Origin of the sequence: Enterobacteriaceae endosymbiont of Donacia marginata (assembly GCF_012567685.1) — a bacterium.
Lineage (GTDB): Bacteria > Pseudomonadota > Gammaproteobacteria > Enterobacterales > Enterobacteriaceae.
Map to the genome: position 1 here is coordinate 248,407 of NZ_CP046184.1, position 16,097 is coordinate 264,503.

Below are 16,097 nucleotides of genomic sequence, written 5' to 3' on the forward strand. Positions count from 1 at the left end.
TATAGGAAAAAATTTTCATGAGGATCCACAAATTTTACATTATGAAGCATATGATTATGGAATTTTATTAAAACCTGGGATGGTATTTACTATTGAACCTATGATAAATATAGGACATCATGATGTATATTTAGCTAACGATAATTGGACCGTTAGAACTAAAGATAAAACTAATTCAGCCCAATATGAGCATACTATACTTATTACTAATATAGGAAAAAAAATTTTAACTCTGCGTAAAGAAGAAAAAAGTATATTTAAAAATATATAAATTTGATATAGTTAAGTAATTATAAACTTATAGTTGCTTAACTATATCAAAATTTATTTTATTATTTTTTAATTATCTAAAAAACTTTTTAATATTTCGGATCGGCTAGGATGACGTAATTTTCTTAATGCTTTTGCTTCTATTTGTCTAATTCTTTCTCTAGTTACATCAAATTGTTTACCAACTTCTTCTAAAGTATGATCAGAATTCATATCAATCCCAAACCTCATTCTTAATACCTTAGCTTCTCTAGGTGTGAGACTAGATAAAATATTATATGTTGCTGTTTTTAAACTTTCTGAAGTTGCTGAATCTAATGGTAATTCTAAACTATTATCTTCAATAAAATCGCTTAAATGTGATTCATCATCATCACCTATAGGTGTTTCCATTGAAATTGGTTCTTTAGCTATTTTTAATACTTTTCTAATTTTATCTTCAGGAATAAGCATATATTCAGATAATTCTTCAGGAGTAGGTTCTCTTCCTAACTCTTGTAAAATTTTTCTAGAAACTCTATTAAGTTTATTTATAGTTTCAATCATGTGTACAGGAATTCTTATTGTTCTAGCTTGATCAGCAATAGATCTTGTTATAGCTTGTCTAATCCACCATGTGGCATATGTAGAAAATTTATACCCTCTTCTATATTCAAATTTATCAACTGCTTTCATTAAGCCTATATTACCTTCTTGAATTAAATCAAGAAATTGTAAACCTCTATTTGTATATTTTTTAGCAATAGAAATAACTAATCTTAAATTAGCTTCTATCATTTCTTTTTTTGCTCTTTGTGCTTTTAATTCTCCCCTAGAAATTTTTTTATTAATATCTCTAATTTCTCTAATTGTTAATCCTGTTTTTTTTTCAATATTAATTAATTTTATAATACTTTTATTTATTTTATTAAAAAAATTGGTTTCATTATGTAAATAAAATTGATTTTTTAATTTAAAATTTTTCAATTTTTTAAAAAAAAAATCTTTATTAGTTTCATTATTACGAAATATATGTACAAATTTTTTTTTTGATATATTATATTTTTTAAGGCATATTTTTATAATATTACATTCTTCTATACGTATATGAAACATTATAGAACGTATTTTAGATACTAAATAATTAAATTCTTTTGATACTAAACGAAATTTTTTAAAAATTTCTGCAAGATTTTTTAATTCAATTAATGATTGATGATGATTTCTACCTTTTTTTTTAATAAAAATTAATGTGATATAATATTGTTTTTCTAATTCTAAAAATTTTTCTTTAGCTAAATTAAAATCTATAATATTTTCATTATTTTCTGTTTGGATATTATTAGATAATTCTTGATGATTAGAAGAAGATATAATTTTTTCTTTAATATCATAATTAATAAAACCATGTATTATATCTGTTAAACGAATATCACCAGATTTAACTTTATTATATTTATTTAATAAATATTCAATCGTATAAGGATATCCTGCTATAGAATATTGTATTTGATTAATACCTTCTTCTATCCGTTTAGCTATATTTATTTCTCCTTCTCTTGTTAGGAGTTCAACAGTTCCCATTTCTCGCATATATATACGCACTGGATCTGTAGTTTTCCCCATTTCTGATTCTACATTAGATAATACTTGTACCGCATCTTCTGATGCTGTTAAATTATTTGTACTATTATTTAATATTAAATCATCATTATCAGGAGCTTCTTCCATTACCTGGATCCCCATGTCATTTATCATTTGAATAATATTTTTTATTTGATCAGAATTAATAATATTATCAGGTAAATGATCATTAACTTCAGAATAAGTTAAATAACCTTTTTCTTTCCCAAGTGTTATAAGAATTTTAAGCTGTGATTTTGAGTTATGATCCATAAATAGTTCCATACTTTTATTTACTAATATTTAAATAAATTTTATTAAATAAAATTAAAACAAATTATTTCATTAATAAATAAAATTTTATTTATTATTAATAATATTTTAATTATATTTTATTAAATTTTTCAAATTATTTTTTTTTAATTAATATTTGATTTAAAGACCATAATTCTTTTTTTTTTTTATAATTTAATCCCTTTCTTCTATCTAAAGATATTAAATAATCAATCCTATCTTCTAAAATATTTATTTTTAATTTGTTTATTAAATTTATAAAAAATTTTTCTATTTTATTATCAGGAATCATATGGTTCCATGTTACTAAAATTTCAAGAATTTTTTTTAATTTTGTTCCTCTATATTGTTCTAATATATTAACTGTTGTTATATCTTTGTTTTTATAAAAATTTACAAATTTTATTAAAAAAACTAATCCATTAATATTTGAACTTTTAAAAAATTTTAATTTTGGGACAAATTTAATTAATTTAGGATTCTGTATTAATACACTTAATAATATACGAATAGTAGTTTTTTTAAAATTATTATGTATAACTATTTTTTTTTTTAATTTTAATGAATTATATATGTCTACAAGATTTAAAATGCCTGTTTTTTCTCCTAATTTTTTAATTAAATTTATTTGAAAAAAATAATCAGGAATTAATTTAATAAATGATAAAGCTTTATAAATAAAATTTGTTTTTTCTTCACAAGAAGAAAATAAATTTTTTGAAAGTAATTGTTTAAAAAAAAATTTTGAAAATGATAAATTATTTTTAATTCTCTTCTCAAAGAGAATTTGTCCTTCTTTTCTAATTAAACTATCAGGATCTTCTCCATTAGGTAAAATTATAAATTTTATTTCTTTCCCATTAACTAAATGGGGTAAACTAATTTTTAAAGATTTCCATTGTGCTGCTATACCCGCTTTATCTCCATCAAAACAAAAAATAATTTTATTTGTTATACTAAATAATTTTTTTATATGAATATTAGTAATAGTAGTTCCTAATATAGCTACTGCATATTTTATATTAAATTGAAATAAACTGATAACATCAATATATCCTTCTACTATTAATATTTTTTTTATAATATTATTTTCTTTTTTAGTTTCATATAACCCATATAATTCTTTACTTTTATGAAAAATATTATTTTCTGAAGAATTTAAATATTTAGGATTAATATTATTAAAAACTCTCCCCCCAAATCCAATAATAAATCCTTTTATATTTTTAATTGGAAATATAATTCGATTATAAAAAATATCATAAAAATTATTACTTCTAGTATTTTTTTTTAAAATACCTAATTTTTCATATAAAATTTTTATAACTTTTTTATTATTTAAAATTTTTTTTTGCCAATGTAAAGGAGAAAATCCAATAGAAAAATATTTTATAATATATAAATTTAATCCTCTATTTAACAAATATGAATATGCTTCTTTACCTAATGAAGTTAATAAAGAATTATTATAAAAAATACTTAAATTATAAATTAATTTATAATAAATTCTATTTTTTTGAAATATTTTTTGTAAAATATTAGATTGATTATTATAAATAATAGGAATATTAAATGTGTTTGCTATTGATTCTATACTTTCAAGAAAAGATAAATTATCATATTTCATAACAAAATCAATAATATTACCATGCAAACCACATCCAAAACAATGATATAACTGTTTTATAGAATTAACTACAAATGAAGGATTTTTTTCTAAATGAAAAGGACAAATACCAAAAAAATTTTTTCCTTTTTTTTTTAATTTAATTTTATTTTTAATTAAATATACAATATCAACTTGATCTAATAAATTATTAATAAATAAACGAGGTATATATCTAACCATAAAATAATTTTTCGTAATTTATTATTTTTTATAAAAAATAACAATCCTAATATAAACGTACCCTTTTAGCATTTTCTCTAGATATTTTTTTTGCATGTCTTTTAATTGCAGAAGCTTTAGCTCTTTTTCTTTCAGTTGTTGGTTTTTCATAAAATTCTCTACGTCTTACTTCAGCTAAAATACCTGCTTTTTCACATGAACGTTTAAAACGTCTTAAAGCTAAATCAAATGGTTCATTATCACGTACTTTTATAATTGGCATATATGAAACCTTATTCTATATTTATTTATTTTTTATAATAATAAATCATTATAGTATATAATAAAAAATATATAAATAATTTTTTTATATTATTTAAATTTAAGAATAATTAATTAACTAATTAATAGAAGATTAAAAATGATTATAATGGGTATAGAAACCTCATGTGATGATACAGCAGTAGCAATTTATACTAAAAGTATAGGGATATTATGTAATAATATTTATACGCAAAAAATCCATTCTAAATATGGAGGTGTTGTACCTGAATTAGCGGCAAGAAATCATTTAAAAAAAATTATTCCTTTAATTAAAAAATCATTAATAAAAATAAAAAAAAAATTAAATGATATTAATGCAATTGCTTATACTTCAGGACCAGGACAAATAAATTCTTTAATAATAGGAGCAATTATTTCCCATACTTTAGCTTTTTCTTTAAATATTCCTGTTATTCCAGTAAATCATATGGAAGGACATCTATTTTCAATTATGTTACAAAAAAAAAAACCAATTTTACCTTTTATAGGGTTATTAATATCAGGTGGGCATACTCAATTAATTTATACATATAAATTTGGAAAATATAAAATATTAGGAACAAATATAGATGATGCAGTAGGAGAAACTTTAGATAAAATATCTAAATTATTAGGATTAGATTATCCTGGAGGTAAAAATTTGTTTAAATTATCAAAATATGGAACTAAAAAAAAATTTTTTTTTCCCAGACCTATGACGTTAAAAAAAAATAATTTAAATTTTAGTTTTTCTGGATTAAAAACTTTTGTAACAAATTTTATAAAAAAACAAAATTTAAATAATTTTAAAATTAAAGCAGATATTGCTTGCGGATTAGAAGATGCTGTCATAGAAACTCTTTATATTAAAAGTTTATGGGCTTTAAAAAAATATAATATTAATCAATTGGTAATTGCAGGTGGAGTTAGTTCAAATCAAAAATTAAGAAAATTTTTTTATAAAAATTTAAAAAAAAATAATATAAAATTATTTTATAGTAATAAAAAATTATGTACTGATAATGCAGCGATGATTGCTTATGTTGGAGCAAAAAAATTTTTTTCAAAAAAAAATAAATATGTACTAAATGATATTAGTATAAATTCTAAATTATCTTTAGAAGATAAAATTTAAGTTTTATAAAAAGATTTTATAAAAATATAATAATTAAAATATTTTTTTTTGATTTATTTGAGAATAATAATAATGTTATTAAATTATTTTTCTTGTATAATACTTAGTATTATACAAGGTTTAACAGAATTTCTACCGATATCTTCAAATGCTCATATTATTATTTTTTCTAAAATATTAAATATTATAGAAAATAATAATTTTAAATTTTTTAAAATTATTATCCAATTAGGATCTTCATTAGCAATATTAATATTTTTTTGGCATAAAATTATAAAAATTATATCTAATACAATAAAATATAATTTTTTTTTTAAAAAAAAAACAAATATTTTCCATATATTTATATCTATGTTACCAATAATATTTATTGGATTAATTTTTTATAAAAATATTAAAATGATAAATAATATTAATTATATTATTTATGGATTATTAATTGGTAGTATATTACTATATATTTCTGAAAAGTTTAAGCCAATAAAATATAAAATTAACAGTATTGATTATATATCATATATAAATAATTTTTTTATTGGATGTTTTCAATGTTTAGCTTTATTACCAGGAGTTTCAAGATTAGGAGCAACATTATCAATTAGTTTATTGCTTGGGATAAAACGTACTGTTGCAACTAAATTTTGTTTTATTATATCAATTCCTATTATTTTTGGAGCTAATTTATTAGAATTATATAAAAATTATACAATAATAAATTTTTATAATATAAAAATATTTTTTATTGGTTTTTTAATTTCATTTTTTATTAGTTTAATTATTATTAAAAAATTTATTTATATTATAAATAACATTGCTTTTAAATGGTTTATTTTATATCGTTTATTTTTAATAATAATATTATTATTATTTTTAAACTAATTATTTTTTATAAAAATATTTTTAATTTTCCATTTTTAGAAAATATTTTATTAATTTTATCCTTTCAGATTGAATTTTTTTATTTATATTATATCCTTTTAAATTATTATTATTTAATATATTTTTTATATTTAATTTAGAAATATATTTATACATATTAATAAAATATTTTCCTTGTTTATATTCAATAGACTCTAATGTTAATCTACCCCTTGCATCTGCTTCACTAATAAAAGCCATTTGTTGTACTCTTTCAGGTTTTCTCCAAGCATCAATTATATTATATATATTTAATATATCTTCAGGTTTTTGATTATATATATTATGAATAATATCATGTATTCTAGCAGCTAATATAGATATTTTTTTAAAATTACTAGGAATTTTTAATCTATCACATAATTTTTTAATTAGAGGTATTCCAGCTTCTCCATGTCCAGGATGTCTTGGCCATAATTTTTTAGGAGTTAATCCTTTTCCTATATCATGACATAATGTTGCAAATCTGGTTGATACATTATTTGTAAGTTTAGATATTATTTTTAATGTTAACATAGTATGTATACCTGTATCTATTTCTGGATGCCATTTTAATGGAGCTGGGATACCATATAATGCATTTATTTCTGGGAAAATAATAGATAACGCATTACATTTTTTTAAGACTTTAAAAAATACTTGAGGGTGTGTTGATTGTAAAGCATTATATGTTTCTTTCCAAATTCTTTCTGGTTTTAAATAAGATAATTCTCCTGAATGACTCATAATTTTCATTAATTTTAATGTATTATCATCAATACGAAAATTTAAATATTTTAATTTTGCAGCAAATCTAGCTACACGTAATACTCTTAATGGATCATCTTGAAAAGATGAGGAAACATGTTTTAATAAACGATTTTTAATATCTTGTAATCCATTATATGGATCATAAAAATTTCCTAATTCGTCTTTTGCAATAGCATTAATAGTAAGATCTCTACGTAGTAAATCTTCTTTAAGAGTAACTTTAGAAGATGCACAATATTTAAATCCTTTATACCCATGTCCAAATTTATATTCTGTTCTAGCCAATGCATATTCTTCATGAGTTTTTGGATGTAAAAAAACAGGAAAATCTTTACCAACTAACTTAAAACCTAATTTTAACATTAAATTAATATTTGATCCGACAACAACCCAGTCTTTATCAGTTACTTTTATATTTAAAAGATCATCACGTATAGCTCCACCTACTAAATAAATTTTCAATTTATTACTCCTTAAAATGATATTTTATTTTATTACCAATATAATAAATTATCGTACTACTATTATTATAGTATTTGTATTTTTTTAAAGAAAATTTATTTATTAAAAATAATATATAATACTATTAAATTACAAAAAAAAATATTATTTATGAATATACTTGATACAGAGTTTGGTAATTATAAAATACGTATTAAAAATGCTATTTCTTCTTTAAAAAAAGGATGTGGTATTTTAATTTTAGATGATAAAAAAAGAGAAAATGAAAGTGATATAGTATTTGCAGCAGAAAATATTTCTGTATCAAATATAGCTTTTTCTATTAGATATGGTAGTGGAATTATTTGTTTATGTATTACAGAAAATTTACGTAAAAAATTAAAATTACCTATGATGGTAAAAAAAAATACCAGTATTTATAAAACAGGATTTACAGTTTCAATTGAAGCAGCAAAAGGTATTTCTACTGGAGTATCGGCAAAGGATAGATATACAACTATTAAAACAGCTATTTCAAATAATGTTGTTCCTGAAGATTTAAATAAACCTGGGCATGTTTTTCCCCTAATGGCTGTGAATGGGGGATTATTAAACAGAGAGGGACATACTGAAGCTACAATAGATTTATTAAAGATTGCTAAAATGAAACCTACTGGAGTATTATGTGAATTAACAAATAGAGATGGATCTATGGCAAAAATATTTGATACCATATCTTTTGCAAAAAAAAATAAAATGATATTAATTACTATTAATGATATAAAAAAATATGTTATGAAAAATAATATTATTATTTAATTTCTAAATTATAAAAAAATATCGGCGAGAGAGGATTTGAACCTCCGACCCACTGGTCCCAAACCAGTTGCGCTACCAAGCTGCGCTACTCGCCGTATAAATATTTATTTTGGGTGGTTAATGGGAATCGAACCCATGACAACCGGAACCACAATCCAGTGCTCTACCAACTGAGCTATAACCACCATTAAAATTAATTTAAAATTGTAATAATAAATCCTATAATTTTGCACCCGACAGGAATTGAACCTGAGACCTCTGTTTTCGGAAAACAGTACTCTATCCTACTGAGCTACGGGTGCAGTATATTATTATACTAATAATACAAATTCATTTCTTTAATGTCTAGTTTTTTTATAAAAAATTTTTAATAATTTTTATATTTATAAATAATAACATATATTAATTAATTTAATTTAATATAATTTTTGATAAAAAATATAAATATAATAATATTAAGATCTTTTCATCATATCAAAAAAATCATTATTAGTTTTTGTCATTGATAATTTATTTATTAAAAATTCCATTGCATCTATTTCATTCATAGGATGAATTATTTTTCTTAAAATCCACATTCTTTGTAATTCTTCTTGAGAACTTAATAATTCCTCTTTTCTAGTTCCAGATCTATTATAATCTATAGCTGGGAAAACTCTTTTTTCTGCAATTTTACGTGATAAATGTAATTCCATATTTCCGGTTCCTTTAAATTCTTCATAAATAACATCGTCCATTTTTGATCCTGTATCAATTAATGCTGTAGCTATAATTGTTAAACTACCTCCTTCTTCAACATTTCTTGCCGCTCCAAAAAAACGTTTAGGACGATGTAATGCATTTGCATCAACCCCTCCAGTTAAAACTTTTCCAGATGCTGGAGCAACTGTATTATATGCTCTAGCTAAACGTGTCATAGAATCTAATAAAATAATAACATCTTTTTTATGTTCTACTAATCTTTTAGCCTTTTCAATAACCATTTCAGATACTTGAACGTGTCTAGATGGAGGTTCATCAAAAGTTGAAGCTATTACTTCTCCTTTAACTAATCTTTGCATTTCAGTAACTTCTTCCGGGCGTTCATCAATGAGTAAAACTATTAATACACAATCAGGATGATTATATGCTATACTTTGGGCTATATTTTGTAATAACATAGTTTTTCCTGCTTTAGGGGGAGCTACTATTAAACCTCTCTGCCCTCTACCTATGGGTGAAGCTAAATCTAAAACACGTGCTGTTAAATCTTCAGTTGAACCATTACCTCTTTCCATGCTTAATCTAGAATTTGCATGTAATGGGGTTAAATTTTCAAAAAGAATTTTACTCCTAGCATTTTCTGGTTTATCAAAATTTACTTGATTTACCTTTAATAATGCAAAATACCTTTCTCCTTCTTTAGGAGGACGTATTTTACCAGAAATAGTATCACCTGTACGTAAATTAAAACGTCTAATTTGACTTGGAGATACATAAATATCATCAGGACCTGCTAAGTAAGAACTATCAGAAGAACGTAAAAATCCAAATCCATCTTGTAATATTTCTAATACTCCATCACCAAAAATATCTTCTCCACTTTTGGAATGTTGTTTTAATATAGTAAAAATAATATCTTGTTTCCGCATTCTAGCTAAATTTTCTAGATAAATATTTTCACCTAAATCTATTAATTCAGATATTGGTTTATTTTTTAATTCGGTAAGATTCATAATGGTGAGGTCTTAAACTTTGAATAATTCTTAAATATTTATATAAAATTTAAAAAATATAATAATTTTATTATTTATTAATAAAATACGAATAATTATATCTTTTTTCTTTTTTTAAAAAGGTAAATATATAAATACATTTATTTTAAATGTTTATTTAAAAAATTTTCTAATTGTGTTAGATTTATGGATCCAATTATTTTATCAATAACTTCCCCGTTTTTAAATAATAAAACTGTTGGTATACTACGAATATTATATTGTTCTGCAATATTCTTATATTTTTCAATATTTAATTTAGTAAAAATTATATTTTCATATTTATAACATACTTTTTCTAAAACTTCAGAAAATATTTTACATGGATTACACCATTCTGCCCAAAAATCAACCAAAACTAATTTTTTTTTTTTTATTTCAGATTGAAAATTTTTATCATTTAAATGTATTAAAACATTAGTCTTATGTTGCATGAATTTAATATTCCTGTATGGATATTATATTTAATTATTTTTTTATAAAATAATTAAAATATTTTGATTGTATAATAGGTTAATTTTAATTAAATTAAAATTTTATTTTATTATATATTAATAATAATTATATTACAAGATTATAAATAATATATATTAAAAATATAAAAAATTAGTATAAATATATATAATATTATTATAAAATATTATTATTTATGTATTAATAATAAATTTTAAAAAAAAATTTATATTTTTTTTAATAATTAAAATTTTAATTTTTTCTTATCTAAAAAATATTTTTTATTTAATAAATAATTGGAGAATATATGAAAAAAAGTAATAATTTTTTATCATCTTTAAATATTTTATCTCTTGCAGGAGTATCACCATATCAATTAAAACCTAATGAAAAATATATGAATAAAAAACAATTATCACATTTTAAAAAGATTTTAGAATCATGGAAAAATAAAATAAATGATAAATTTAATAATACAGTATCCTATATAAAAGATGAAACATCTAATTTTCCAGATCCCATAGATAGAGCTTCTCAAGAAGAGGAATTTAGTTTAGAACTACGAAATAGAGATAGAGAAAGAAAATTAATCAAAAAAATAGAAATAACATTAAAAAAATTTAATACCAAAAATTTTGGTTATTGTGATTGTTGTGAAATTGAAATTGGATTAAAAAGATTAGAAGCACATCCAACTGCTAATTTATGTATTGATTGTAAAACATTAGCAGAAATACGTGCTAAACAAATAGCTGAATAAAATTTTTATATTAAAAATACTTAAATATAAAATCTTTATTTTTTAATTATGTAATTCACATCTTTTTTTAGTTAAAAAAAATAAATATAAAATAATAATAAAAAATAAAATATTTATAGTCAAAATTAATAATATTATTTTTATAATTAAAAAATTACAACAAAATTATTAAATAATATAATATATTAGATATATTATAAATATTTTTAGTTTTAATATAAATAAAATTAAAGATTTATAAAATATGTAACATAAGTATGTTAAAGACGTTAATATATATATGATTAAAATTAATATCATAAAAATTTTTAATAAAAATAACACTTAATACTTAACTAAAAAAAAATAAAATATATGTTAAAACTATAATGATTATAAAAAATATTATTTAATTTTTTATTATCTAATATAAAAATTTTGCTTTTTATATATAAAAAGTTATCAAATAATTGTAATTTTTTATCAATATCTAAATTTTTACTTTTAAAAAAAATATATATATGTAAAAATCTTATTTAAAGTTAACACCTAAGATAATTAATAATTATTTATGTAAATTTTAAATAAATTTTTAATTTCTAATCTAGAAAATATAATATTTTTAATTTAATAACAGATATTTAATTATATAAATTTTAAAAAAATTTATTTTTTTTTAAAAATGATGTATTTTATAGAAAAATAAAATACATCATAAATAATTATTTATCTAATAATAATTGTGTAATTTTATCCCAATTTAAAACATTCCAAAAAGCTTTAAGATATAAATTTTTTTGATTTTGATATTTTAAATAATATGCATGTTCCCATAAATCTAATCCTATAATAGGTATATCTATGGAAATATCATTATTATTCATTAATGGATTATCTTGATTTATTGTTGTAATTATTTTTAATATATTTTTTTTTTTAACTAACCAAATCCATCCAGATCCAAAAAAATTTAAGGCTTTTTTTTCGAACCTTTTTTTAAAATTTTCTAAATTACTAAATTCTTTTTTTAAAATATTTAAAATAATATTATTTGGTTGAGTATTTTTTTTTAATATTTTCCAAAAAAAACTATGATTAGCATGACCTCCAGCATTATTACGTAAAAAATTTTTTTGTGAAGAAGGAATTGATAATTTATCTAAATTAGCTATTAATTTATTAATTTTAATATCTTTTATATTATTTTTATTAAGTATTAAATTTGTATTATTAATATAATTTTGATGATGTTTTTGATGATGTATTTCCATTGTTTTTGTATCAAAAAATGGTTCTAAATCAGAATATTCATACAATAAACTAGGTAATTTATAAGACATTCAAAATCCTTTAATATAAAATATATTTATTAAATATATTTTTTATATTTTTTAATTATTATTTTAGTATTTGGCATAATACCATGCCATAAATAAAAAGAATATGCTGCTTGTTCAATTAACATCCCAATACCGTCTGATATCTTTTTTGCTCCATGAATAAGACACCATTTTAAAAATGGTGTCTTATTAAAATTATAAAAAAGATCATAACAAAAAATATCAGGATTGATAATTGAAGAAGGAATATTCGGAATATTTCCTTTCATACTGCTAGATGTAGCATTAATAATTAAATGATATTTAAATTTATTATGGAATAAAAATAAATCTTCTAATTTAAAAGAATTAATCTTTTTTACATTTTTAAAAAATTTAATAATTTTTTTAGTATTTTCGTAAGTACGATTAATAATTGTGATATTACAACCAAATTTAATTAATGGATATATAATTCCTTGAGCTGCTCCTCCAGCACCTATTAATAAAATATTACTTTTAGGATTAATAAATTTTAAATTTTGTAAATCTTTTAATAAACCAATACCATCAGTATTATCACCTAAAATTGTTTTTGAATTAATAATTTTTACTGTATTTATAACACCAGAATATTTAGCTCTTTCTGTTAAAATATCACATAATTTATATGCCTTTTTTTTAAAAGGGATTGTAATATTTGCTCCTATTCCTCCATTTTTAAAAAAAGAAAAAAAAATTTTATAAAAACCATTTATTGGTACACAAATTTTTTTATAATTTTGTAATACTCCTGTTTGTTTTGCAAATAATTGATGAATAATTGGAGATTTACTATGTTTTATCGGGTTACCAAATACTGCAAATATTTTCATATTTATCCTTTACGTATAACTAAATTTGTAAAACTATCTCTAATTTCTGATGGTTTTAAATAACCTCCTGTTTTTCCATTTAAAATTAAAATATGTTCTTTAATATCATAAAAATGATATAATACATCTTGATATGTTAAACAAGGTTTTTTACCTGTAATATTAGCACTAGTAGAAACAATAGGTTTTCCAAAAGCATTACATAATTGACTTGTTAAATAATGATTAGTTACACGAACTGCTATAGAATTAAAATTTCCAGTTAACCAATAAGGAGTATTTGTTGTAATAGGCATAATCCAGGTAATAATACCAGGCCAGGTAGATAAAATTTTTTTTTTTTGATTTTTAAGAATTTTTTTTTCATTTATATATTTTAACAATTGATTATACTGTGATGCAATTAAAATTAATCCCTTTTTGATACTACGTTTTTTTATTTTTAATAATTTATTTACTGCTTTTTCATTATCTGGATCACATCCTAAACCAAAAACAGATTCAGTTGGATAAGCTATTATTTTACCCATTTTTAATGCATTAATAAAAATTTTTATATTCATAATTTTTTTATAAATTATTTGATAAAGTTGTAAATGAATTATATATTAATAATATAAATATATTAAAAATTAAAAATTCTATTAGTTTATAAAAATTATTTTTAAAAAAAGATATAAAATATGTCTATACTTAAATTATTATATTTTCCTAATAAAAAATTAAGAAATATAGCTGAATCAATTAAAAATATTAATAATGATATTAAATTATTAGGCAATAGTATGCTTAAAACTATGTATTATTATAACGGTATTGGTTTAGCAGCTACACAAATAGGAATAAATAAAAGAATTATAGTAATTGATATAACTAAAAAAAAAAATAATCCTATTATTCTTATTAATCCTAAAATAATAGAATTTAATAAATCAAAAATTCATAGTAAAGAAGGATGTTTATCTATACCTATAAAACAAAAATATTTTGTTTTAAGATCTAAAACAATAAAAGTTCAAGCTAAAAATTTAATGAATGAAATTATTGAAATAGAAGCAAGTAATTTATTATCTTTTTGTATACAACATGAAATTGATCATTTAAATGGAATTTTATTTATTGATTATTTATCAAATTTAAAATATCAAAGAATTTATGATAAAATTATTAAAATTAATCATAAAATAATGTTTTTAAAAAAACAGAATTATATAAAATGAAAAAAAAAATAAAAATTATTTTTATAGGTACTTCAAAATTTGCTGCTTATCATTTAAAAGGTTTAATAAATAATATTTATACAATATCTTGTGTTATTACTAAACCAGATACTTATGCTAATAGAGGATATAAATTAACTTTTAATTCTGTAAAAAAATTAGCAATAAAATATAAAATTAATATATTACAACCAGAATCTTTAAATTCTTTAAAATTAATTAAAAATCTTATTAATTATGATTGTGATATTATAATAGTGGTAGATTATGGTTTATTAATACCTAATAAAATACTAGATATACCTAAATTATTTTGTATGAATATACATGCTTCATTATTACCTAGATGGAGAGGCGCAGCTCCTATACAAAGGGCATTATTAGCTAACGATTTAAAAACAGGTATAAGTATTATAAAAATAAATAATTTTTTAGATGAAGGTGATATTATCTATCAAATAGAATATAATATTTTGCTTTATGATACATACGGATCATTATATAAAAAACTAGCTGTATTAGGATTACAAGGTTTATTATTTATTTTAAAAAAAATTTCAAAAGGAGAACAAATAAAATTTAAATCTCAAAACATAAATATGATAAAACCTACATATGCAAAAAAAATATCTAAAATAGAATGTAAATTAAATTGGAATTTACCTGCTAAAAAATTAGAATGTATGGTTCGTGCTTTTAATCCTAAACCAGGTACTTTTTTTATGATAAAAAATCAAAGATTTAAAGTATGGCAAGCAGAAGTTATTAATAGTTTTAATAGTAATTATGCAACTAAAGTACCTGGTACAATATTATTAATTAATAGATATGGTATACAAATAAATACTATAAATGGAATTTTAAATATTCAAATTATTCAACCTAACGGGAAAAAACAAATGAATATTCAAAATTTTTTAAATCTTAATCAGTATAAAAATCTTTTTAAAAGAGATACTATTATTATTTAATATTTTTATTTTTTAGAATTATTTTTCTTTCTATTAATTCTATATATGCCATAGGTGCTTTATCTCCATTACGAAAACCACATTTTATTATACGTGTATATCCACCTAATCTATTTTTAAATTTAGGAGCAATAATATTAAAAAGTTTAATAATATTAATTTTATTACTTATTTTAGATCTTATTAATCTTTTATTAGAAATGGTATTTTTTTTAGCAATGGTAATCATAGGTTCTATTATTTTTCTAAGTTCTTTAGCTTTCATTAAAGTAGTTTTAATAATTTCATTATTAATTAATGAATTAACCATATTAAATAACATTGCACTACGGTGTGAGCTATTTTTATTAAAATAACGGCCTGTTTTACGATGACGCATTTTTTTTCCTTAATTAAAAAATTAATT

General features: G+C 20.2%; 17 protein-coding genes and 3 tRNA genes. 7 read left to right on the top strand and 13 right to left on the bottom strand.

What is annotated here, in order from left to right; genetic code table 11:
- A partial coding sequence (locus tag GJU04_RS01155) for a M24 family metallopeptidase (RefSeq protein ID WP_168893076.1) occupies positions 1 to 271 on the top strand: 271 nt, incomplete at its 5' end.
- A 68-nt stretch (positions 272 to 339) separates the two neighbouring features.
- Here the strand turns inward: GJU04_RS01155 and rpoD are convergent.
- The 3 genes from rpoD to rpsU all read right to left on the bottom strand — a co-directional run bounded on the left by rpoD (position 340) and on the right by rpsU (position 4,277).
- Complete coding sequence (rpoD, locus tag GJU04_RS01160) at positions 340 to 2,145, bottom strand: RNA polymerase sigma factor RpoD (protein ID WP_168893279.1); 1,806 nt, start codon at positions 2,143 to 2,145, stop codon at positions 340 to 342.
- Positions 2,146 to 2,281: 136 nt separating this feature from the next.
- A complete protein-coding gene (dnaG, locus tag GJU04_RS01165) occupies positions 2,282 to 4,015 on the bottom strand; it encodes a DNA primase (protein ID WP_168893077.1) in 1,734 nt (577 codons plus the stop codon).
- Between the two features lie 46 nt (positions 4,016 to 4,061).
- Complete coding sequence (rpsU, locus tag GJU04_RS01170; protein ID WP_168893078.1) at positions 4,062 to 4,277, bottom strand: 30S ribosomal protein S21; 216 nt, start codon at positions 4,275 to 4,277, stop codon at positions 4,062 to 4,064.
- A 138-nt stretch (positions 4,278 to 4,415) separates the two neighbouring features.
- Here rpsU and tsaD point away from each other — a divergent pair, with 138 nt between their 5' ends.
- A complete protein-coding gene (gene tsaD / locus GJU04_RS01175) occupies positions 4,416 to 5,432 on the top strand; it encodes a tRNA (adenosine(37)-N6)-threonylcarbamoyltransferase complex transferase subunit TsaD (RefSeq protein WP_168893079.1) in 1,017 nt (338 codons plus the stop codon).
- A 72-nt stretch (positions 5,433 to 5,504) separates the two neighbouring features.
- Positions 5,505 to 6,311 carry an undecaprenyl-diphosphate phosphatase gene (locus tag GJU04_RS01180; RefSeq protein WP_168893080.1) on the top strand — a complete coding sequence of 269 codons (807 nt, stop codon included), beginning with the start codon at positions 5,505 to 5,507 and terminating at the stop codon, positions 6,309 to 6,311.
- A gap of 21 nt (positions 6,312 to 6,332) precedes the next feature.
- Here GJU04_RS01180 and GJU04_RS01185 read toward each other — a convergent pair whose 3' ends face one another.
- Entirely contained in the window at positions 6,333 to 7,562 is a 1,230-nt protein-coding gene (locus GJU04_RS01185; RefSeq protein WP_168893081.1) for a multifunctional CCA addition/repair protein, read from the bottom strand.
- Positions 7,563 to 7,712: 150 nt separating this feature from the next.
- On the opposite strand from GJU04_RS01185, the gene ribB reads away from it, so the two are divergent.
- On the top strand, positions 7,713 to 8,360 hold the full coding sequence (ribB, locus tag GJU04_RS01190; RefSeq protein ID WP_168893082.1) for a 3,4-dihydroxy-2-butanone-4-phosphate synthase: 648 nt from the start codon (positions 7,713 to 7,715) through the stop codon (positions 8,358 to 8,360).
- Between the two features lie 21 nt (positions 8,361 to 8,381).
- Here the strand turns inward: ribB and GJU04_RS01195 are convergent.
- The 5 genes from GJU04_RS01195 to trxA form a co-directional block, all read right to left on the bottom strand.
- Positions 8,382 to 8,455, bottom strand: a tRNA-Pro gene (locus GJU04_RS01195).
- Positions 8,456 to 8,472: 17 nt separating this feature from the next.
- Positions 8,473 to 8,545: transfer RNA gene (locus tag GJU04_RS01200), tRNA-His, on the bottom strand.
- Between the two features lie 43 nt (positions 8,546 to 8,588).
- Positions 8,589 to 8,662, bottom strand: a tRNA-Arg gene (locus tag GJU04_RS01205).
- Positions 8,663 to 8,815: 153 nt separating this feature from the next.
- Positions 8,816 to 10,075 (bottom strand): transcription termination factor Rho, encoded by a 1,260-nt coding sequence (gene rho, locus GJU04_RS01210; protein WP_168893083.1) that lies wholly within the window; start codon positions 10,073 to 10,075, stop codon positions 8,816 to 8,818.
- 140 nt (positions 10,076 to 10,215) lie between these two features.
- Entirely contained in the window at positions 10,216 to 10,548 is a 333-nt protein-coding gene (gene trxA, locus GJU04_RS01215) for a thioredoxin (protein WP_168893084.1), read from the bottom strand.
- A gap of 326 nt (positions 10,549 to 10,874) precedes the next feature.
- Here trxA and dksA point away from each other — a divergent pair, with 326 nt between their 5' ends.
- Positions 10,875 to 11,327, top strand: a complete 453-nt coding sequence (gene dksA / locus GJU04_RS01220) for an RNA polymerase-binding protein DksA (protein ID WP_168893085.1) — start codon at positions 10,875 to 10,877, stop codon at positions 11,325 to 11,327.
- Positions 11,328 to 12,028: 701 nt separating this feature from the next.
- On the opposite strand, the gene GJU04_RS01225 is transcribed toward dksA, so the two are convergent.
- The 3 genes from GJU04_RS01225 to tsaC are packed head-to-tail and all read right to left on the bottom strand — an operon-like array spanning position 12,029 to position 14,063.
- Positions 12,029 to 12,646: a Fe-Mn family superoxide dismutase gene (locus GJU04_RS01225; protein WP_168893086.1), complete on the bottom strand. Its 618-nt coding sequence runs from the start codon at positions 12,644 to 12,646 to the stop codon at positions 12,029 to 12,031.
- A 29-nt stretch (positions 12,647 to 12,675) separates the two neighbouring features.
- Positions 12,676 to 13,500 carry a shikimate dehydrogenase gene (gene aroE, locus GJU04_RS01230; protein WP_168893087.1) on the bottom strand — a complete coding sequence of 275 codons (825 nt, stop codon included), beginning with the start codon at positions 13,498 to 13,500 and terminating at the stop codon, positions 12,676 to 12,678.
- A 2-nt stretch (positions 13,501 to 13,502) separates the two neighbouring features.
- A complete protein-coding gene (gene tsaC / locus GJU04_RS01235) occupies positions 13,503 to 14,063 on the bottom strand; it encodes an L-threonylcarbamoyladenylate synthase type 1 TsaC (RefSeq protein ID WP_168893088.1) in 561 nt (186 codons plus the stop codon).
- A gap of 120 nt (positions 14,064 to 14,183) precedes the next feature.
- Between tsaC and def the strand changes: the two genes are divergently transcribed.
- Together def and fmt are read left to right on the top strand one after the other, a co-directional pair.
- Positions 14,184 to 14,720: a peptide deformylase gene (gene def, locus GJU04_RS01240; protein WP_168893089.1), complete on the top strand. Its 537-nt coding sequence runs from the start codon at positions 14,184 to 14,186 to the stop codon at positions 14,718 to 14,720.
- Positions 14,717 to 15,691: a methionyl-tRNA formyltransferase gene (fmt, locus tag GJU04_RS01245; protein WP_168893090.1), complete on the top strand. Its 975-nt coding sequence runs from the start codon at positions 14,717 to 14,719 to the stop codon at positions 15,689 to 15,691. The genes def and fmt overlap by 4 nt, the downstream gene beginning before the upstream one ends.
- On the opposite strand, the gene rplQ is transcribed toward fmt, so the two are convergent.
- Entirely contained in the window at positions 15,684 to 16,070 is a 387-nt protein-coding gene (gene rplQ / locus GJU04_RS01250; RefSeq protein ID WP_168893091.1) for a 50S ribosomal protein L17, read from the bottom strand. The two genes, fmt and rplQ, sit on opposite strands and share 8 nt — an antisense overlap.
- Positions 16,071 to 16,097: the final 27 nt, after the last annotated feature.

Coding starts and splice junctions, on each gene's coding strand:
- rpoD (WP_168893279.1), bottom strand. CDS start 2,145: ATGGATCATAACTCAAAATCACAGCTTAAAATTCTTATAACACTTGGG.
- dnaG (WP_168893077.1), bottom strand. CDS start 4,015: ATGGTTAGATATATACCTCGTTTATTTATTAATAATTTATTAGATCAA.
- rpsU (WP_168893078.1), bottom strand. CDS start 4,277: ATGCCAATTATAAAAGTACGTGATAATGAACCATTTGATTTAGCTTTA.
- tsaD (WP_168893079.1), top strand. CDS start 4,416: ATGATTATAATGGGTATAGAAACCTCATGTGATGATACAGCAGTAGCA.
- GJU04_RS01180 (WP_168893080.1), top strand. CDS start 5,505: ATGTTATTAAATTATTTTTCTTGTATAATACTTAGTATTATACAAGGT.
- ribB (WP_168893082.1), top strand. CDS start 7,713: ATGAATATACTTGATACAGAGTTTGGTAATTATAAAATACGTATTAAA.
- rho (WP_168893083.1), bottom strand. CDS start 10,075: ATGAATCTTACCGAATTAAAAAATAAACCAATATCTGAATTAATAGAT.
- trxA (WP_168893084.1), bottom strand. CDS start 10,548: ATGCAACATAAGACTAATGTTTTAATACATTTAAATGATAAAAATTTT.
- dksA (WP_168893085.1), top strand. CDS start 10,875: ATGAAAAAAAGTAATAATTTTTTATCATCTTTAAATATTTTATCTCTT.
- GJU04_RS01225 (WP_168893086.1), bottom strand. CDS start 12,646: ATGTCTTATAAATTACCTAGTTTATTGTATGAATATTCTGATTTAGAA.
- aroE (WP_168893087.1), bottom strand. CDS start 13,500: ATGAAAATATTTGCAGTATTTGGTAACCCGATAAAACATAGTAAATCT.
- tsaC (WP_168893088.1), bottom strand. CDS start 14,063: ATGAATATAAAAATTTTTATTAATGCATTAAAAATGGGTAAAATAATA.
- def (WP_168893089.1), top strand. CDS start 14,184: ATGTCTATACTTAAATTATTATATTTTCCTAATAAAAAATTAAGAAAT.
- fmt (WP_168893090.1), top strand. CDS start 14,717: ATGAAAAAAAAAATAAAAATTATTTTTATAGGTACTTCAAAATTTGCT.
- rplQ (WP_168893091.1), bottom strand. CDS start 16,070: ATGCGTCATCGTAAAACAGGCCGTTATTTTAATAAAAATAGCTCACAC.